Origin of the sequence: Streptomyces sp. NBC_00377 (assembly GCF_036075115.1) — a bacterium.
GTDB lineage: Bacteria > Actinomycetota > Actinomycetes > Streptomycetales > Streptomycetaceae > Streptomyces.
The window spans coordinates 901,597-920,496 of sequence record NZ_CP107958.1 but is presented as its reverse complement, the minus strand read 5'-3'; the positions used below and the strand labels follow the sequence as shown (position 1 = coordinate 920,496).

16 protein-coding genes and 1 pseudogene are annotated in these 18,900 nt (G+C 73.1%); 12 read left to right on the top strand and 5 right to left on the bottom strand.

Translation table 11 applies throughout. The features are described from left to right. Positions 1-155: 155 nt before the first annotated feature. The 3 genes from OHS71_RS04180 to OHS71_RS04170 all read left to right on the top strand — a co-directional run bounded on the left by OHS71_RS04180 (position 156) and on the right by OHS71_RS04170 (position 4,401). Complete coding sequence (locus OHS71_RS04180; RefSeq protein ID WP_328476909.1) at positions 156-2,249, top strand: DUF1996 domain-containing protein; 2,094 nt, start codon at positions 156-158, stop codon at positions 2,247-2,249. Positions 2,250-2,435: 186 nt separating this feature from the next. Then, positions 2,436-3,827 (top strand): diacylglycerol/lipid kinase family protein, encoded by a 1,392-nt coding sequence (locus OHS71_RS04175; RefSeq protein WP_443046847.1) that lies wholly within the window; start codon positions 2,436-2,438, stop codon positions 3,825-3,827. Continuing rightward, positions 3,820-4,401, top strand: coding sequence for a phosphatase PAP2 family protein (locus tag OHS71_RS04170; protein ID WP_328476907.1), 582 nt, complete (start codon positions 3,820-3,822; stop codon positions 4,399-4,401). The genes OHS71_RS04175 and OHS71_RS04170 overlap by 8 nt, the downstream gene beginning before the upstream one ends. 50 nt (positions 4,402-4,451) lie before the next feature. On the opposite strand, the gene OHS71_RS04165 is transcribed toward OHS71_RS04170, so the two are convergent. Further along, the gene (locus OHS71_RS04165; protein ID WP_328476905.1) at positions 4,452-5,030 is read right to left on the bottom strand and encodes a class I SAM-dependent methyltransferase; all 579 of its coding nucleotides are present in this window, start codon (positions 5,028-5,030) and stop codon (positions 4,452-4,454) included. A 271-nt stretch (positions 5,031-5,301) separates the two neighbouring features. Between OHS71_RS04165 and OHS71_RS04160 the strand changes: the two genes are divergently transcribed. Further along, a complete protein-coding gene (locus tag OHS71_RS04160; RefSeq protein ID WP_328476903.1) occupies positions 5,302-5,475 on the top strand; it encodes a hypothetical protein in 174 nt (57 codons plus the stop codon). 98 nt (positions 5,476-5,573) lie between these two features. On the opposite strand, the gene OHS71_RS04155 is transcribed toward OHS71_RS04160, so the two are convergent. Together OHS71_RS04155 and OHS71_RS04150 are read right to left on the bottom strand one after the other, a co-directional pair. After that, on the bottom strand, positions 5,574-7,436 hold the full coding sequence (locus OHS71_RS04155) for a C40 family peptidase (protein ID WP_328476901.1): 1,863 nt from the start codon (positions 7,434-7,436) through the stop codon (positions 5,574-5,576). Between the two features lie 234 nt (positions 7,437-7,670). Further along, positions 7,671-8,018: a helix-turn-helix transcriptional regulator gene (locus tag OHS71_RS04150; protein WP_328476899.1), complete on the bottom strand. Its 348-nt coding sequence runs from the start codon at positions 8,016-8,018 to the stop codon at positions 7,671-7,673. A 196-nt stretch (positions 8,019-8,214) separates the two neighbouring features. Here OHS71_RS04150 and OHS71_RS04145 point away from each other — a divergent pair, with 196 nt between their 5' ends. The 5 genes from OHS71_RS04145 to OHS71_RS04125 all read left to right on the top strand — a co-directional run bounded on the left by OHS71_RS04145 (position 8,215) and on the right by OHS71_RS04125 (position 11,621). After that, entirely contained in the window at positions 8,215-8,622 is a 408-nt protein-coding gene (locus tag OHS71_RS04145; protein WP_328476897.1) for an STAS domain-containing protein, read from the top strand. Positions 8,623-8,703: 81 nt separating this feature from the next. Further along, complete coding sequence (locus OHS71_RS04140) at positions 8,704-10,053, top strand: transaminase (protein WP_328476895.1); 1,350 nt, start codon at positions 8,704-8,706, stop codon at positions 10,051-10,053. A gap of 28 nt (positions 10,054-10,081) precedes the next feature. After that, entirely contained in the window at positions 10,082-10,522 is a 441-nt protein-coding gene (locus tag OHS71_RS04135) for an Lrp/AsnC family transcriptional regulator (protein ID WP_328476893.1), read from the top strand. Between the two features lie 51 nt (positions 10,523-10,573). Continuing rightward, positions 10,574-11,182, top strand: coding sequence for a flavin reductase family protein (locus tag OHS71_RS04130; protein ID WP_328476891.1), 609 nt, complete (start codon positions 10,574-10,576; stop codon positions 11,180-11,182). Between the two features lie 25 nt (positions 11,183-11,207). After that, positions 11,208-11,621 (top strand): hypothetical protein, encoded by a 414-nt coding sequence (locus OHS71_RS04125; protein ID WP_328476889.1) that lies wholly within the window; start codon positions 11,208-11,210, stop codon positions 11,619-11,621. A gap of 50 nt (positions 11,622-11,671) precedes the next feature. On the opposite strand, the gene OHS71_RS04120 is transcribed toward OHS71_RS04125, so the two are convergent. Both OHS71_RS04120 and OHS71_RS04115 read right to left on the bottom strand, forming a co-directional pair. Then, a complete protein-coding gene (locus OHS71_RS04120) occupies positions 11,672-12,652 on the bottom strand; it encodes a helix-turn-helix domain-containing protein (protein ID WP_328476887.1) in 981 nt (326 codons plus the stop codon). Positions 12,653-13,001: 349 nt separating this feature from the next. Further along, entirely contained in the window at positions 13,002-15,257 is a 2,256-nt protein-coding gene (locus OHS71_RS04115; RefSeq protein ID WP_328476885.1) for an ATP-binding protein, read from the bottom strand. Between the two features lie 245 nt (positions 15,258-15,502). Between OHS71_RS04115 and OHS71_RS04110 the strand changes: the two are divergent. The 3 genes and pseudogenes from OHS71_RS04110 to OHS71_RS04100 all read left to right on the top strand — a co-directional run. After that, a pseudogene (locus OHS71_RS04110) lies at positions 15,503-16,000 on the top strand (hypothetical protein); the annotation flags it as partial. 69 nt (positions 16,001-16,069) lie between these two features. Continuing rightward, entirely contained in the window at positions 16,070-17,431 is a 1,362-nt protein-coding gene (locus OHS71_RS04105; RefSeq protein WP_328484383.1) for a hypothetical protein, read from the top strand. Then, entirely contained in the window at positions 17,428-18,897 is a 1,470-nt protein-coding gene (locus OHS71_RS04100) for a VWA domain-containing protein (protein WP_328476883.1), read from the top strand. The genes OHS71_RS04105 and OHS71_RS04100 overlap by 4 nt, the downstream gene beginning before the upstream one ends. Positions 18,898-18,900: the final 3 nt, after the last annotated feature.

The following is an 18,900-nucleotide window of genomic DNA, read 5'->3' as shown; positions in this document are numbered from 1 at the left end:
GAGTCCGGATGCGTATAGGGCCGGGGGGATTCATGTCCATGGCCGCCGACGACGTGTAGGAGCACTCCTTGGTTCAGAACAGGCGCAGACGCCAGACGGGCGGACGCCGCGCGACTTTCGCGGCGTTGGCGCTCATTCTCGGCGGAGGTGGACTGATGGCGGTGAATGTCTATGCCTCGGCCACCGAGGACGGCTCCGACGCCAACTCCACGCGGCGCGCCGGCAACAGCGCCGTCACCATCGACTGCCCGGACGTCGGTGAGCGGCTGACCACCGTCCCGGAGCAGGCATCGGCCGAGGTCGACCGTGAACTCGCCGGCCTGGACGAGCAGATCGCCGACGCGTACCGCCGACTCCAGGAGTCCGCGGAGTCGGTGCGTCAGGACGCGGGCTTCGCCGACAACGCGGTCATGAACCCGTTGAAGGAGAAGCGCGGCGCGACGATCGGACGCATCGCGGAGGCCATCGACCGGGTGGGCGACCGCCCCGAGGGCCTCGAGGACCTCGCCGGCTGCACCTTGCGCGCCAACAACGACCAGGCCGACGAGGGCGCCGACGGCAACGGCGACGAGAACCAGAACGGCGGCCAGGGCGGCGACGACCAGAACGGTGACGGGAACCAGCAGGGCGGCGGGGACCAGGGCGGCAACGGGCAGCAGGGCAACGGCGGCCAGGCCGGAAACGGCCCCGTGGCCGCGGACTACGCCGACATCAAGTCCGTCCAGCCGGCGCGGCAGAACCCGGACCCCGGCTCCGGCCCCTCCCGCGGCACCTTCACCACCAGCTGCGGGGTGAACGCGAACGGCCTGTTCAACTCGGACAACGTGATCGTGGCCCCGGGCGTCAGCAACGGCGCCCACCACTTCCACGACTACGTCGGCAACCAGTCCAACACCGCCTTCGCCTCCGACGACGACCTGGCGAAGGCCGGGACCAGCTGCGTGGACCAGGGCGACAAGTCCACCTACTACTGGCCCGTCGTGCGCCTCCAGAACGGCACCCAGGAACAGGACGCGCAGAGCCCCGGCGGTGGCATCGAGGGCAACGCGGGCAAGATCGTCACCCCCAAGGAGGTCACGCTGACCTTCGTGGGCAACCCGCGCAGCCAGGTCACCGCCATGCCCCGGCTGCTGCGGATCATCACCGGTGACGCCAAGGCCTTCGTCAACGGCACGGCCAACGCCAACGCGTCCTGGAGCTGCACCGGCTTCGAGGACCGCCAGCTCAAGGACAAGTACCCGCTCTGCCCGTCCGGCAGCGACGTGGTGCGCACCTTCCGCTTCCAGAGCTGCTGGGACGGCAGCAACATCGACAGCGCCAACCACCGTACCCACGTGGCCTTCGCGGCCGCCGACGGCACCTGCGCGAACGGCTTCAAGGCCGTCCCGCAGCTGGTGCAGCGCATCGTGTACGACGTCGACGCGCCGAGCCTCCAGGACGGCGGGAAGACCACCCCGCTGTTCGCGGTGGACTCCTTCCCCGAGCAGCTGCACAAGCCGGTGACCGACCACGGCGACTTCATCAACGTCTTCGACGAGAACCTGATGCGCCAGATGGTCGACTGCATCAACCAGGGCCGCACCTGCGGCGCGGGCACCGACCCGGGCTCCGACGACGGCGCCGGCAACGGCGACGACAACGGGAACGGAAACGGCGGCAACGCGGGTTCGGGCAACGGCGACAACGGCGGGACCGGCGACAACGCAGGTTCCGGCAACGGCGGCAACGGTGACAACGCAGGGTCGGGCAACGGTGACAACGCAGGTTCGGGCAACGGCGGCAACGCAGGTTCCGGTGACGACAACGGCAACGGCGGCGACGGTTCCGGCAACGGTGGCGGCTCCGATCAAGGGGCCCAGCAGCCGTCGGGGACTCCCGCCGCGCCCGTGACCACCGAGCCCGGCAAGGGCGGCGCCGGTGCAGGTGGCGGCTCCGCCACGACCGATCCCCGTGTCTACTCGAAGCCGTCGCCCAAGGCGGCCACCTCGGCGCCCGCGGGCGGCGGCTCGGGCGGCGAGATCGGCGCCCCCGCGACGGCTCCGGCCGGCGCCGCGGCGGCCACTGCCGAGCAGTCGCAGGGCGCGGCCGGCACGGGGGCCGACACCACCACCCCGGGCGGAACCGAGCCCCAGGCGGTCCAGGGCGGCCTCGCCGAGACGGGCGCCAGCCTCTGGCCCGCCGCGGCCGGAGGGCTGCTGGTGCTCGCCGGATTCGCCGTCCTGTTCCGCGACGCGCGCCGCAAGCACTGAGATTCGGCTGTTCCACCGAGGGCCCGTCGGACCGCCGACGGGCCCTCGGCATGCCCGGACACGTAGCGACACCGGAAGCGGGATCGGGACCACGGTCCCATCCGGGTGCCGCGCCATGGACAATTGATCGAGATCGTCGGCGCGGTCGACGCACATGAGGGAGCCTCGAGGCATGGCGGGCGCACGGTGAACGACACACGTAGATCGAAATGGGCGCTGCCGCACGTCGGCCCGGCGCAGCGGGACGCCGTGTCCCGCGCGCGGGGCTGGGCCCGGCTCGCCCTGGTGCTGCTCGCCGCCTGCGTCGCCGCGGTGCTGGCGGGCGTGGGTTCCGGCGGCTGGCTGATCCTGTTCACCGGATTCGCCCTCCTCGCGCTGGCGGGGGCGGGCGTGTGGTGGATGCTGGCGCACCGGGGCGGAGCCAGGCTGCTCGGCGCGCTGCTGGCCGTCAGCGCGCCCGTGGGCGTGCTGGCGCTGTACGTCACGTCCGGCCTGTGGCCGGTGGCGGTGGGCGCGCTGGGCCTGTGGGCAGGGGCCCTGGCCTCGGCCCGGGCCGCACTGCGCAGCGTGCGCCGTCCCAAGGGCACGCACGGGCGGAAGACCCCGCCGCCGCGCCGACCGGTCCTGATCATGAACGTGCGCTCGGGCGGCGGCAAGGTCGTCAAGCACGGCCTCGTGGAGCGCGCCGAGGGGCTCGGCGCCCGGGTGGTCCTGCTCGGCGGCGACGGTGTTCACACCGACCCGGAGGCGGAGGCCCGGCGGGCCGTCGCCGAGGGCGCGGACCTGCTCGGCGTCGCGGGCGGCGACGGCACCCAGGCACTGGTCGCGTCCGTGGCCGCCGAACACGACCTGCCCTTCCTGGTGATCGCCGCCGGCACCCGCAACCACTTCGCCATGGACCTCGGCCTCGACCGCACCGACCCCAGCCGCAGCCTCGACGCCCTCACCAACGGCGTCGAACTCCGCGTGGACCTCGGGGACGTCGGCGGCCGGGCCTTCGTCAACACCGTCTCCTTCGGGGCGTACGCGGAAATAGTGCAGAGCCCCGACTACCGCGACGCCAAGGCCGCCACCGCACTCGACCACCTGCCCGACCTGCTCCAGGGCGAGGCCGGTCCGACCCTGGACGTCCACACGGACGACACCCGGGTGCACGCGCCGCAGGCACTCCTGGTCAGCAACAACGCCTACGCGCGCGCCGACCCGCTCGGCGGCGGACGCCGGCCCCGGCTGGACGCCGGACTGCTCGGAGTGATCGGCGTCCGGGTGGAGAGCGCGGCCCAGGCCGCCGAACTCGCACTGCTCGGTGAACGCGCGGGCAGCATCACCTCGGTGACGTCCCGGCGCGTCGTCGTCGAGGCCGACCGGGACCGCATCGCGGTGGCCGTCGACGGCGAGGCACTCGAACTCGCCACCCCCGTCGTGTGCACGGTACGGCCCGCGGCCCTGCGGGTCCGGGTGCCGCGGCACCGCCCGGGTGCGGCCTACGCACCCCCCACGGTCGACTGGCGGCGTATTCTCCGCCTCGCACTCGGCCACCCCGACCCCCGAACGATCAAGGAGGCCTACGATGTCTGACGGCCGGCCGAAGCAGGCCGCTCTGAGTCTGGTCCGCGACCTCGTCACCATGGACCAGGCCCTGTACGAGACGGTCACGGTGACCAGAACGCCTACTTTGGACAGCGCGCTGCGCCGGCTGTCGGCGGCCGCCGACCATTCCAAGCTCTCCTTCACGGTCGCCGCCGCGCTGGCCCTGCGCAGCGGCCGCCCGCGTCGCGCCGCCGTGCTCGGCGTCGCGGCCATCGGCGTCGCATCGGCGACCGCCAATCTGCTCGGCAAGAAGCTCGTACGCCGTCCGCGGCCGCACCGCGCCGAGGACTCGCCGTTCCCGGGGCGGCACGTCCCGATGCCGCACTCGGCGTCGTTCCCGTCCGGGCACACCGCCTCGGCCGTCGCCTTCGCGGCGGCGGTCGGCCCGACCCTGCCCGTCTCCGCGGTCCCGCTGGGCCTCCTCGCCTGCGCGGTGGGCTACTCCCGGATCCACACCGGGGTGCACTACCCGGGCGACGTCGTGGCCGGGGCATTGCTGGGCACAGGGTCGGCGGCGCTGGTCCTGGCACTCACCTCCGGCAAGGGCGCCAAGGGCGCCTGAGGGCCCGTGGCGCCCGAGGGCCCGACAGATGTGGGGGCGGCAGGGAACTCTCACTCCCTGCCGCAGTGAAGGAAGAGGTGGGGCTCCGGTCCGGCCTCGGGGTGATCGGGCGTGAACAGCACGTTCTCCTGGGCCAGTACGGTCAGACCCGCCCCGGTGACCACGTCGACGAGATCCCCGGGGGCGAAGCTGGTCACCCGCACGGGCTGCCCCATGAACGTCGCGTCGACACCGGCCACGTCCAGCGGCACGGTGGCGAACACGAGACTGCCTCCCGGCCGCAGTGCCCGGGCCAGCCGCCCGACCAGCTCGGACTGCTGCGCCCGGTCCAGTTGCAGCAGCGAGAAGTAGACGCAGACGGCGTCGAGGGAGTTCTCCTCCAGGGGCAGTCCGCGTACGTCGGTACACCGGAACTCCGCCTCCGGCACCTGCCGGGCGGCCAGCTCCACCATGACGGGGGAGACGTCGACGCCGAGCACGTGGTGACCCGCCCGGACGAGGGTCTCCGCCGTGGGCCGGCCCGTGCCGCTGCCGACGTCCAGCACCCGGGAGCCCGGGGCGAGCCGCCCCAGCAGCCACTCCAGGGACCTGCGATGTGCCTCCGAGTGCGCGAACGCCTTCTCGTACATGGGCCCGAGTGCATCGAACACCCGTGCCGCGCGCTGCCCGCCGTCCTCGCCGTTCAAACCGGGTCCCTCCGTAGTGGTGTGCGCGAACCGTGCCGTTCCCCGTGCCTCAAGCCTCGGTGTCCGGGGTCGGGCGGCGGAACCCCACCCACCCGGAAACGGCCGGAATCGTATTTTCCACTACCGTAAGTAACATGATCCAATCCTCTCGACGCGGGCCCTACTGGCGAGTAGCCATGGCCCCGGGTAACCGTCGCTTCGTTCGGAGGACCCCATGCCCTCGCCTGAGGACGCCCTGCAAGAGTCCCGTTCCGCCTACGAGGAGCACATGCGCACCTGCCGTCAGTGTCACTTCGACATGTCGCCGTGCGCCGTCTCCAAACTGCTCGCGCGCGCCTACAACAACGCCAGAAGGGCCCGGGCCCGGACCGACTCCGCGCTGCGCTGAGGGCCGAACGGTCACCTCGGCGAGGTGACCGTTCGCCGACGGGTCTGCGGACCGGCACCTGTGCGGTGCCGGCGGCCCGGACCGTCTTCCGCCCGGTCTCAGGCGGGACGGACGGCGCCGCGCAGGGCGCCCTCCCCGAAGGGCAGGATCGCCTCCTCGCGGATGGAAGCGCCCGGGCCGGGGGCGTGGATCATCATGCCGTTGCCCGTGCACAGACCGGTGTGGCTGAGGTCGTCGAAGAAGAAGACGAGGTCGCCGGGGCGGAGTTCGGCCAGGCTGATCCGGGTGAACGCCTTCGCCTGGTCGATGGCGGTGCGCGGCAGCGTCACGCCGGCGGCCCGCCACGCGGCCTGAGTGAGACTGGAGCAGTCGTAGGACTCCGGCCCCGTGGCTCCCATCACGCACGGTCGGCCGATCTGAGCCCGGGCGAAGGAGAGCGCCTTGTCCGCCTTGCCCAGGTAGACGGGCCCGGTGGTGCTCACCGTGGCATCGGTGGGTGCGGCGGCCGGCGGGACGGTCTCGGCGAGTGGGGCGGCGGGGGCCGGATAACCGACGGCGGCCGGATAGCCGACCCCGGCGGTCAGGACGTCCACCGCGGGCGCCGGGTAACTCGGTACGGACACCGGGGGCATGGCGGGTGCGGACGGCGCGGCGGACGCGAAGCCGGATGTCGCGTAGCCGGAGTCGGGCACACCGAGGGGGAGTTCGGACACCGCGAACCCCGACGCCGGTGTCAGGACACCGAGTTCGGACGTCGCGTAACCGGGTACGGGTGCCGCTGCGGGTACGGCGAAGCCCGCGCCGTGGGTCGGGAAGGCGGGCTCCGGTGTGGGCAGGCCGAGTCCGGGGGCCGGGTAACCCGGTACGGGTGTCGCTGCGGGTACGGCGAAGCCCGCGCCGTGGGTCGAGAAGGCGGACTCCGGTGCCGGCAGGCCGAGTTCCGTCACCGGATACCCGGACGGCGGTGTGGTGAGGCCGAGTTCCGGGGCCAGGTACTCGGGAGCCGAAACGGGGGCGGGAGCGAGGTAGGCGGACTCGGGCGCTGCCGCGAAACCGGGCATCGGCGCGCCGAAACCGAGTTGACCGGCCGTGAGCAGACCGTCCGAGCCGTCGGACGGTGCCGCGACGCCCGCGGTGGCGGGCGGTCGTCCTGCCCACGCGGCCGTGATCTCCGCGCGGAAGGCCTGCTGTTCCGCGGTGTCCCAGGGCTGCTGGACGGGCAGTGTGCCGGTCTGCTGGGTCCCGGCCGCGGCCAGCGGGGACGTGGGCAAGGAGGGCGTGGGCGGCGTGGCGGCGGGTGAGGGTGGCGCGGGCGGTGACTGCACGGGCTGGGCGAGAGCGCGGGCCAGTATCTCCCGGGCCGTGCTGAGCTTGCGCCCGATCTGTTCCTTGGTGTTCTTGAGTGACGCCTGCCGGTCCGAGGGAGCGGAGGCGGCGGGGCGGGCCTGGGCGGGAACGGCGCCCAGGGCGGGAGCGGCGGCCTGGGCGGGGACCGCGGGCAGCAGCGCCCTGGGCTCCTCCTGGCGCGGTTCGGGCGCCGCGGGAAGGGCGGCGACGGCACGTGCGGTCAGCTCCGGGGCCCGCCGGGGAGCCGCCTCCAACTCCCTGACGGCGGGGCTCTCCACGGACCGCTCCGGTGTGCTCGCCGGCCGCGCGGTCCGGGCCGGGCGGGCGGGCTGACGATCCGCCGGCAGTACCGCGGGCGTGGTCGGCCCGACCCGGTCGCGTGCCATGTCGAACCACTGCCTGGCAACCGCTTCGAGTGACGGATCGACGGACCCCCGCCCGCCGGTGGCGACGGAGGTGACCGGCCGGCGCCCGGACATGGCGCGCGTCAGGTTGTGGTTGCCCGTGTCGCTCTCGGCCCGGTCGTAGAGCGAGCTGACCCGCTGCTGGATCTCCGCCCGGCTCGGCTCGTCGGTGTTGCTGCCTGGGGAGCGCGGGCTGCGATCCGTCGCCATGGAAGACGTACTCCTTCCGTGCTCCGCCCGTCGGCGGAGGAATCCGGGCGACCCATGTCGCAGGTGCCCCAAGCCCCCTGCCCTGACGGGCAGTCGTACGGCCTGAGCGTCAACTTAGCCAACTTGTGTGGCTGACGTGAAGATTGCGGAGCCAAATGTCCGATACGTATTCGTGACCTTCGTCTCTTGTGATCATAGACCGGTTTACCGGCTCCACGGACGGTCGCGCGGCGGTCACGAACTGCGGTCGCCCGCCTCCGTTCCGGGGAGGGGGTGGCGTCCCGCCTCGTCTCGGGCCAGCAGGGACAGCAGGGCCGCCACGCTCAGCCCGGCCTCGGCGGGATGCCGCAGCACCTTGCCGGCCTGGACCCGGTAGACGTTGCCGCGCCCCTCCTTCGTGTGGGACAGGTAACCGTCCTGTTCGAGGTCGGCGATGATCTTCTGGACCGCCCGTTCCGTGAGCCGGCAGTGCGCGGCGATGTCCCGGATGCGGGCACTGTGATTGTCGGCGATGACGGCCAGCACGCGGGCGTGGTTGGTGAGGAACGTCCATCCGTTGTGTGGCTCGGGCACTCCTTCCATGCGGTGATGGTAACGGCCTGACATTCACGTATACAAAAACCGGAACTTCATTTCATGTATCGCTTGACGGGTGAGGGGCGGCGGGTGAACCTGGAGGCGACATGCGAAGTGACCGAGGGAGGCGGTCGTGCCGGAACCTGCCTGCGAAGCGAACGCCGGCGACGGGGATCCCCGTACCGGTGCGAAGGTGAGGGGTGTGCGCCGCGCCGGGTCTGCCTCCGTGCCCGGGATCGATGTCCGTCCCGAAGGTGACCGTGTCGTCGTGGCGATGTGTGGCGAACTCGATTTCGATGCGGTCGAGCGCCTGGAACATGCCCTCCGTGCCGCTCTCGATGCCGCGGTGCGCGGTGTCGATCTCGAGCTGGGCGCCGTCGAGTTCTGCGACTGTTCGACTCTGAACGTGCTGCTCGACGCACGCGAACAGGCTCTGAGGCGGCGGAAGACGCTCACCCTGCGCTCGGCCGGCCCCGCGGTCGCACGGCTGATGTCCCTCACCGGCACCAGGGTCCTGTTCGACGCCCCCGGCCCCGACGGCGACGGCGACCGCGACCGCGAGGGTGCAACCGGGCAGCTGTGCGAAGGAATCGAGCGACTCGACGACTGATTCCTTCGTTCGGTCTTGAGTTCACCACTGATTCCGCTGTACGTTTGGGCCCTTCACTCGTCCTCGGATCTGGGATGTGCCATGGAACGTGCCCGACTGCGTGAGCTGCTGGCCCGCGAGAGCGCGGACGCCGACCGGCGCAACCCGCGCTCGAAGGCCGCCTACGCCAGGGCCGATCACCTGTTCGGCCGGGTGCCGATGACCTGGATGAACAAGACGGCCGGCGCCTTCCCCCGCTACCTGGAGTCGGCGCGGGGCGCCCGGATCCGCGACATCGACGGGCACGAGTACATCGACTTCTGCCTCGGCGACACCGGCGCCATGGCGGGCCACTCGCCGGCCGCCGTCGCCGAGGCCGTGCAGCACCGCTTCGCCACGCTCGGCGGGGCTACCGCGATGCTGCCGACCGAGGACGCCGAATGGGTCGGCGCCGAGCTGACCCGCCGCTTCGGCCTGACCCGGTGGAGTTTCTCGCTGACCGCCACCGACGCCAACCGGTGGGCGATCCGCCTCGCCCGCGCGGTCACCGGCCGCCCGAAGATCCTCGTCAACAGTTACTGCTACCACGGCAGCGTCGACGAGTCCCTGATCGTGGCGGGCCCCGACGGCCGGGACCGCGCCCGCCCCGGGAACGTCGGTGCCCCCTGCGACGTCACCCTCACCAGCCGGGTCGCCGAGTTCAACGATCTGGACCACCTGGAGCGCGAGCTCGCCCACGGTGATGTGGCCGCCGTCCTCATGGAACCCGCCCTCACCAACATCGGCATCGTGCTGCCCGAACCCGGTTACCTGGCCGGGGTCCGTGAACTGACCCGCCGCCACGGCACGCTCCTGATCAACGACGAGACGCACACGTTCTCCGCCGGACCGGGCGGCTGCACCGCCGCCTGGAACCTGGAACCGGACGTCCTGACGATCGGCAAGGCCATCGGTGGAGGCGTCCCGGCCGGCGCCTACGGTCTCTGCGCCGACCTGGCCGACCGGCTGCTGGGCCGAGAAGACCTCGACCTGGTCGACATGGGCGGGGTCGGCGGCACTCTCGCGGGCAACGCCCTGTCCGTCGCCGCGACCCGAGCCACCCTCGAACACGTGCTGACCGACGACGCGTTCGCCCGTATGCACACCCTGTCCGAACGCTTCGAGGCCGGCGTGCGCGCGGGCATCGAAGCGCACGCCCTGCCCTGGTCCGTCTGCCGCCTCGGCGCCCGCACCGAGTACCGCTTCACCGACCCGGGGCCCCGCACCGGCACCGAGGCCGCCGAGGCCGGCGACTCCGACCTGGAGGACTACCTCCACCTCTACCTGGCCAACCGGGGCATCCTCCTCACCCCGTTCCACAACATGGCCCTGATGTGCCCCGACACCACCGAGCGGGACGTGGACACCCACACCGAGCTCTACGCCGCGGCCCTCGCCGAACTGGCCGGCTGACACCACCGAGCAGGGAAGGGAACCACACGTGGACGAGATCGACCGGGCCATCCTGCGCGAACTCCAGACCGACGGACGCATCGCCTACGCCGACCTCGGCCCCAGGGTCGGCCTGTCCGCCTCGGCGGCCCGCCAGCGCCTGCAACGCCTGCTGGACTCCCGCGCCGTGCAGGTCGTCGGCGTCACCGACCCGATGGCCGACGGCGGCCAGGCCATGGCCCTTCTCGGCATCACCGCCGCCGCGGACCCGCGTCCCGTCGCGGACGCGCTGGCCCTCCACCCCGAGGTCGTCTACTCCGTGCTCACCTCCGGCGGCTTCGATCTCTTCGCGGAGGTCGTCAGCCCCACCGCCAAGGAGCTGCTCGACTTCGTCAACGACACCGTGCGGGAGATCGAGGGGGTGAGCGCCGTGCAGTCCTTCCCGTACTTCGCCATCCACACCCACCGGTTCCTCTGGGGGGTGGGATGAGAGGCGGCCCGATTCCGCCCCTGGGCCGCCCATCAGGTAGAACTGGCCGACATGCGCGTTGACTACGATCCCGGGACCCTGGGCGCGGGAGCCTTCTACCGGCTGCTCACCGCCGTCGTCGTACCCCGGCCGATCGCCTGGGTGTCCACCCTTGCGGCGGACGGCACGACCGCCAACCTCGCCCCGCACTCCTTCTTCACCGTGGCCTGCACCGACCCCCCGATCGTCCAGTTCACCTCCGTCGGGCGCAAGGACTCGCTGCGCAACGTCGAGGCCACGGGCGAGTTCGTGGTCAACTTCGCGTCCGAGCCGCTCTTCGACGAGGTCAACGCCACCGGCACCGACTTCCCCCCGCACGAGGGCGAGTTCGACGCCGTGGGTATCGAGCGGGAGCCCTCCCTGCGGGTGAAGCCGCCCCGCGTGGCCGCCTCGCCCGTGGCCCTGGAATGCCGGCTCCACTCCACGCTCCGCATCGGCAACTCCACCCTGGTCCTCGGCGAGGTCGTGCACGCCGCCGTGCGCGAGGACGTCGTCGTGGACGGACACCCCGACATCAGGCGTCTGCTGCCCCTGTCACGGCTGGGCCGCAACGAGTGGGGCACCGTCGGTGAGATCCACGACCGGGCCCGCATCGCCTACCGCGACTGGCCGCCGTCCTGACCGGTTCGCTCCTATGATTCGGAGCATGACGGGTTCCAGCACGGCTTCCAGCACGAGATCCGGGACGAGCACGCCGGCGCGGGCGGCGAGCCGAAGGGCTGGAGTCGACGGCTCCTGGCGTTCGCTGTGGTCGAAGAACTCGGCGCTGTCGATCGGTTCCGTGGACTCGTTCCTCTCCATCGGCTCCGTGGGCAGTTCCCTGTCCATCGCCTCCGTCGGCAGCTTCCTGTCCGTGGGGTCCGTGGGATCCGCCGTGTCCTTCGTGTCCGCGGGTTCCTGGCTCAGCGCGGGTTCGGCGCTGTCCGGGCACTCGACCGGCTCGGTACTGTCCTGGCGCTCACGGGGCGGTGTCTGCGCGATCGGCACGGCGGCGGTCATGGCCGCCGGGACGGTGCTGCTGTGCACCCGGGCACCGGGCCGCAGCCGCGCCCCGAGATGAGGTGAGCCGGCCCCCGACCCGCACGGGGGCCGGCCGGTGACCCGGCAGGGTCAGCCGGTCGGGAGGAGCTCGTGGCGGCCCTCGCGCCACTCGCGCGGGGAGCGTCCGTAGGCGGCGCGGAAGACCCGGCTGAAGTGGGCGGGGTTGGCGAAACCCCAGCGCTGGGCGATCGCCGACACCGTGGAAGCCGTGGCGTCGGACCGGTGCAGTTCCCGGGCGCAGCGCTCCAGACGGCGCTGCTGGATCAGCCGGGCGACCGTGACGCCCTCGCCCTCGAACAGCCGGTGCAGATAGCGCACCGAGATGTGGTGCGCCGCCGCGACGGTCCGCGGGCAGAGAGCGGGGTCGGCGAGGTTGCGGTCGATGTGGTCGCGGACGCGCAGGAGCAGGTGGTCCCCCTGGTTCGCCCCGGGCTCCGCGCCGTCCCGGGTCCGCGCGTCGACCAGAGTGGCGAAGAGGTCCACCACACCCGTGCCCAGCCTGGCCGCGACGGCCGGGGCACAGGGCGGGACCGAGGCGGTCAGCGAGGTCAGGAAGTTCACCAGCAGGGCGCCGAAGCCCTCCGTACCGGTGATCACGGTCCCGGTCACCCGGCGCAGGTCCTCCTCGCGAAGGCCCAGCGCCCGCCGGGGCATGTGGACCACACGGGTGGCGAAGCGCCGCGGGAAGTCCAGGGAGTACGGCCGTCCCGTGTCGTAGACGACGAGGTCGCCCTCGTCCGCGAAGGCCCGCCGGCCGTCCTGGACCAGGGTGGCCGAACCCGCCGTCTGAAGTCCGACGGCCACGAAGTCCCCGGCCGTGGCCGGGGCCGCCGCGGTGAGGTGCGCGGGTGTGCGGCTCACGCGCTGCGCGTCCGCCTCGACCGTGGCGATGCGCAGACACCCCAGCCGCTCGGCGGAGACACGGCCCTCGAACGGGCCGTCGTGCCGCGCGGTGACCGCCATCGGCACCAGCGCTCTGCCCAGCGCATCCCGCCAGTACGCGAGTCTTTGTCCGTCGGGAACGGAAGCAGTCGTCAGCACCAGGGTCACTGGCTCTCCTCTTCATCTGTGCGAAAGCGGGGGAGAAGGGGCGAACGGCGGCCCGTTCTCCCCGCCGTCCCCAGCCAAGCAGCGCTCCGCGGCCGGCTCCAGGCAGGAGACAGGCAGAAACACGCCCGGCGCCGGTACGCCGGACACACGCACCGCGCGGGTACGACCGGAGGGCGCGGCGCGCCGGTACGGCTGTGCGCTGGGAGAACAGTGCGGTGCGCTGCGGGACAAGACACCGGAGCGGGCCCGGGAGCAGGATGGGCGGCACGGCGAGGGGCTTCGCCCGTCGGCGGCGCGTGCCGCCCCGCCCCCGTCCCCGTGTCGCGGCGGACCGGGGACGGGGCGCGGGTCAGGACGCGTCGAGCCGGGCGAGGAGCGCGCGGGCCTCGTCGACGGGCCGCGGATCGGCATGGACACCGAGGGAGACACAGCGCACGAAGGCCGCGCGCGCCTGTGCCGGACGGCCGGCGGCCAGCAGTGCGTTGCCGAGCTGGACGAGCTGACGGCTCTCCAGGGCCGTGTTGCCGCTCGCCCGGCAGATCGCGGCAGCGGCGGTCAGCCGGTCCACCGCCTCCGGCCAGCGCTCCAGCACGCCGAGGCTGCTGCCGAGGCCCGCGTACAGCCCGATCCGGGTGATGTCGGCGATGTGCGGTTCCAGCCGGTCGCTGACCTGCTCGAGGAAGGCGAGCGTGTCCTGGTAGAACAGGCGCGCCTCCTCGGTCAGGCCAAGCTTTTGCAGGACGATCGCCCGTCCGTGCCGGGCCTGGAGATCGCCGTGCAGATCGCCGACGGTTTCGAAGTGACGGGCGGCGTGGTGCAGGTGCTCGGCGGCGGGGCCGAGGTCGTCGAGCTGCTGAAGCGCCCAGGCCTGGTACATGTGGGCCCAGGCCTGCTGGCCGACGTCGCCCGCACGCTCCGCGGCGGCCAGTGCCTCGCCGGACCGCAGCAGGCTGTCCTGGTGGCGGCGTTCGCACACGAGGAGCGCCCAGGCGTGGTAGTTGAGCTGGGTGGCCTCCAATGACGGATCGCCGAGCGCCAGCGCGCACCGCGCTGCCGTGCCGAAGACCTCGGGCCAGTGCCCCCAGAAGATCCACTGGTCGGAGAACCAGTGCAGGGCCTCCGCCACCTCCACCACCGTCGCGTGCTCACCGGCGGCCGCGGCCGCGCGCAGGGCGGCCAGCCAGTTGGCGCCCTCCGCCTGGAGCCACGCCCTGGCCCGGGCCGCCGTCGACAGATCCACCGTGCCCTGCCAGCCGGGCGGCGGAGCGCCGTGGCCCGGCTCGAACCAGCGGCCCGCAACGACCGCGGTCTCCAGCAGCCAGCGCAGGAGCGCCGTGCGTGCCTCCTCCACCTCGCGCACGCCGTCCTCCGCCTCCAGACGGCCGCGGGCGTACAGCCGCAGCAGGTCGTGCAGGCGGTAGCGGTCCCCGTCCGTCCCCAGCAGCCCGGTCTCGACCAGTTCCTCCAGGGTGTCCTCGGTGTCGAACACCGGTTGCCCGGTGAGCCGCGCGGCTCCCGGCGCCGCCGTGTCCTGGCCGGGGACCAGGGCGAGACGCCGGAAAAGCCGCGCGGCCGCGGGAGTCAGCTGACGGTAGGAGAGGTCGAAGGCGGCGGCCACACGTACGTCCCCGGCGGCCAGCGCGTCCAGCCGCCGTTCCTCGCCCGCGAGGCGGTCCGCGAGCCGGCGCACGCTCCAACCCGTCCTGGTGGCCAGCCAGTTGCCCGCCACCCGCAGGGCGAGCGGCAGATGCCCGCAGCGCTCGGCGACCTCGCGCAGGGCGCCCGGATCGGCGGCGGCCCGGTCGGCTCCGACCAGACCGGTCAGGAACTCGGCGGCCTCGGCGGGCCTCAGCTCACCGAGCTGCACCCGGTGCACACTGTCCAGCCCGGTCAGCATGCGACGGCTCGTCACCACCACCATGCCGGCGCCCGCGGCCGGCAGCAGCGGACGCACCTGCCCCTCGTCGCGCGCGTTGTCCAGGACCAGCAGACAGCGCCGCTCGGCCAACAGCTGCCGGTACAGCGCCGGATGACCCTGCGGACCGGCCTGGGAAAGGTCCCGGTCGGCCACCTGAAGGGCCTTCAGCACACGCAGCACGAGTTCGGCAGGACCGGGCGGATCGTCGTCCGTGCCGCTCAGGTCCAGCACCAGCTGCCCGTCCGGAAACCGGTCGGCGAGATTGCGCGCCGCCTGGAGCGCCAGGGTCGTCTTGCCGGTGCCCGGCGGCCCGGACACCGCGACCACGACCGGCTGGGCGGCTTCCCCGTGCTCCGCGAGCTCCGCCAGCCGCGTCAGCTCCCCCTCCCGGCCGACGAAGTCGTCGATGCCGCGCGGGAACGCCCGTACCCCCACAGGGCTGTAGCCGCCGCAGCGCCCGGCCCGCGCGGCCGTGAGCAGCCGCTCCCGCAGCGTCTCGTCCAGGCCCAGCCCGTCCGCGAGCGCGGCGACCGTCCGCCGCTGCGGCGCCGCCCGGCGTCCGCGCTCCAGGTCCCCGATGCCCCGCACGCTCACGCCCGACGCCTCGGCCAGCCCTTCGATGGTCTGCGACGCGGTCAGCCGAAACTCCCGCAGCAGCGCTCCGAACGCCGCCTGCTCCCCGCTCAACCCCGCCCCTTCGTGCCGGCATGCTCCCGTCGTCGCCCCCGAGCATGATCACCGGAATTCTAGAAGAGCCCGGCGGCCCGGGCCCGCGCCGACCGTCATACGGACGGGGCCCTCCGCGCTCGTGGACGGCGTTGTCAGTGGTCGCCGGTAAGTTCGTCGTCGTCGAGCCGATCCGGTCCGGCAACCCCCCTCTGTGCTGCGCCGATTCGGCGTGCGAAGCCCTGTGCCGCGAAGGAGATGGTCCGTTGTCCGACTGGGAGAATTCGAGTACGGCCCGGGTGGTGCCGCCCGCACGGCCGCGCAAGCTCGCCAAGGTCCCCTTCGTCGAACTGGCCGACGGACGCCTCCAGGGCGTGGTCTCCAGCGGCTCGGACATCGAACGGGTGTACGTCTCGTCGGTCGCCGCCGGCACCTACGCCTTCGCGTGCAGCACCAACAACAACCGACCCTGCGGAGGCGCGCGGGGCTCGTTCTGCAACCACATCCGCGCCCTGGTCACCGAGGCCGTGCTCCAGTACGGGGCCGGCCGTGTCACCCGCTATCTGCGCGTCGAGCCGGAGGGAGCGGACGCGGCCGCCCTGACCGCCGTGATGACCGGCGCCCGTCCGCCGCAGGAGGACGGCAAGGCGGCCGCCGCACCCGTCTTCAGCCGGTTCCTGCGCCACCTGGCCTACCTGGAACTGCCCGCGGTCACCGTTCCCGTCCCGGAGCTCCAGTGGTTCCCGCCGACCCGGGCGACGGCCGACCCGCAGACTCCTACGAGCGGGCCCGCCCCCGGCCCGGGGGAGCGGACCGCCCCGCTCAACGCTTCCGTGGAGGGACTGGGCGACACCCTGGAGGCGGTCGACGCCTTCGACCGGACCCTGGTGGCCGGCCTGCTGCGTCCCCGGCCCGACCGGGTGGAAGGTCTCGCCGTCCTCGCCCGCGCCGTCGCCGGCAGCCCGCTCGCCGCCCGGGTCGCCGAGGCCGCCGGGAAGGCCGCGACCGGAGCAGCGGGCGAGGACCACTTCGTCGCCCTCGCCGCCGCCCGCACCGCCCTGCTCGGGGCCGTGCACGACGCGCTCGCCGTCGGCGCCGACGAGGTGACCGGCCGCCGACGCCAGGAGCGGACAGCCGCGCCGCCCGGCGAGGGGCCTGCGACGAACCTGCCGGCGGCCGCCCGCACCTGGCTGTCCGACCTCGCGCGCGCGGGCTGGCAGGGCATCGACCACGAACTGGCCGGGGGCGCCGCGCCCATCGTCTCCGCGATGCTGCCCCACCCCGGCCTGCGCCGCCTGGCCACCCTGCTCGACGGCTTCGCCGCCGAACTCGCCGCCTCCTGCCCCGGCGCGAGCCTGGAGCGGATCCCCACGCGCCGCTGGGGCGACCTGTGGTCCCGCGCCCTGCTGCTGACCCTGCCGGGCGCCGCCGACCGGCCCGCCGTCACGACCGTCAGCGGCCGTCTGCTGCCGCTCGGCGTCGACCTCCACGAACACGCCACCGCCGCGCAGGCCCAGGTCCACGCGGTGCTCGAACCCGCCGACGGCACCCCGCCCCGCCTGGTCCGCGCGAGCGTCTCGGCGCCCAAGCCGGACACCGTCGTCGCGGCGGGCGTCTGGCAACTGCTGCGGCCGCACCTGTCCCTGCTCACCGCCCTCGGCGAAGGCCGGGCGATGGACCTCGACGCCATGCCCCTCACCGACGAGGGCGACCTGCTCTGGGACGACACCCGGGCGCGCGCGGGCGATGCCGCGGACGCCCTCGCCACCGCACGCGTCGTCCTGCCGGCCGCCACCGCCCTGCCCACGGCGCCCCTGGACCGCCACCCCGTGCGCCTCGCCGAGCCGGTGTTCCTGGAGGGATACGACAGCGCGCAGGACGGCGGCACGCTCACCTTCACCGCCGCCGGTCGGGCGTTCACGGTCGACACCGACCGCATCCCGGCCGCGAGCCCGCTCACCCCGGAGGCAGTCGCTGCCTCCCGCGCCTGCGTCGGCCTGCTGCGCTGGGACGGCGACGGCTTCCGCCTCCAGCCGCTCGCCGTCGAGACCACGGTGCGCAAGAAGGCCGTCGCCCTCCACGCGGGCGCCTGGGCCGGCGGCACCACCGACACAGCCGGCGCCCGGGCCGAGAAGGCCGCCACCGACGCCGTGACCGTCCTGCGCGAGCGAGCGGGAAGGCTGCTGCGCAAATGACCGAGCCCATGCCGCGAGCCGTCCCCGACGACAACCGCCGTCAGGTCCTCTACTGGCGGCTGCTGGCCCGCCTCTTCGACCCGGAGGAGCAGGCCGGCCTGGAAGCGGCGAGCCTGGCCGTCGTCGAGGACATCGGCCTGCCGCCCGCGCTTCTGGACCCGCAGACCTCCGTCGACACCCTCGTCCAGCGCCATCCGGGACTGGCGGCGGAGTTCGACGGGCTGATGGTTCCCGGGACCGGTGCCGACACCGACGGCGGCACGGAGCGCACGGAGCGCAACGGTGGTACGGACACCGGTGCCGGTCGTGACGCCGGCACCGATACCCGTGCCGAGGCCGCCGCCGACGGTGACGCCGACGGCGACGGCGACGGCGACGGGCGCGATCGTGCCGCGGAGGTGCGGCGCGCGGCACTCGTGTCCAAGGTGCTGCTGAACGTCTTCTCCACCGGCACCGGAGCCGTGAGCGCCGCGCAGTTGTCCCGGTGGCAGAGCGACGCCGGCTGGCTGGAGCGCGCGCTCGGCTGCCGGCCGGGGGAGCTGCGAGGCGGTCGCGGCACGGCATCCGACGGCGGCGGGCTCGGCCCGGAGCTCGGCACCCTCGAAGCGGACCTCGTGCGGCGCATGCACCTCAGGGAAGTGCTGGCCGACGCCGAGCTCGCCGCGCGGCTCACGCCGAGCATGTCGCTGATCGAGCAGTTGCTGCGGGACAAGGACAACCTCTCCGGCGTCGCCCTCTCCAACGCCAAGGCGCTGATCCGCCGTTTCGTGGACGAGGTCGCCGAAGTGCTGCGCACCCAGGTGGAGAAGGCCGCCGTCGGCGCACTGGACCGCTCGGTCCCGCCCAAGCGGGTGTACCGCAACCTCGACCTCGACCGCACGGTCTGGAAGAACCTGACCAACTACAGCCCCGAGGAGGAACGCCTCTACGTCGACCGCCTCTACTACCGCCACACCGCCCGCAGGACGACACCGCAGCGGCTCGTCGTCGTCGTGGACCAGTCGGGCTCGATGGTCGACTCGATGGTCAACTGCACCATCCTGGCGTCGATCTTCGCCGGTCTGCCCAAGGTGGACGTGCACCTGATCGCTTACGACACCCGGGCCATCGACCTCACCCCCTGGGTGAACGAGCCCTTCGAGGTGCTGCTGCGGACCAAGCTGGGCGGCGGGAACGACGGCCCGGTAGCCATGGCCATGGCCCGCCCGAAGATCACCGAGCCGAAGAACACCGTGCTGGTGTGGATCTCGGACTTCTACGAGTTCGACCGGTCCCAGCCGTTGTTCGAGGGCATCGAGGAGGTCCACCGCTCCGGCGTGAAGTTCATCCCCGTGGGCTCGGTGACCAGCTCGGGCCGGCAGGAGGTCAACCCCTGGTTCCGGGAACGGTTCAAGACCCTCGGCACCCCGGTGATCTCCGGGCACATCGACAAGCTCGTGCACGAACTCAAGACGTTCCTCACCTGACCC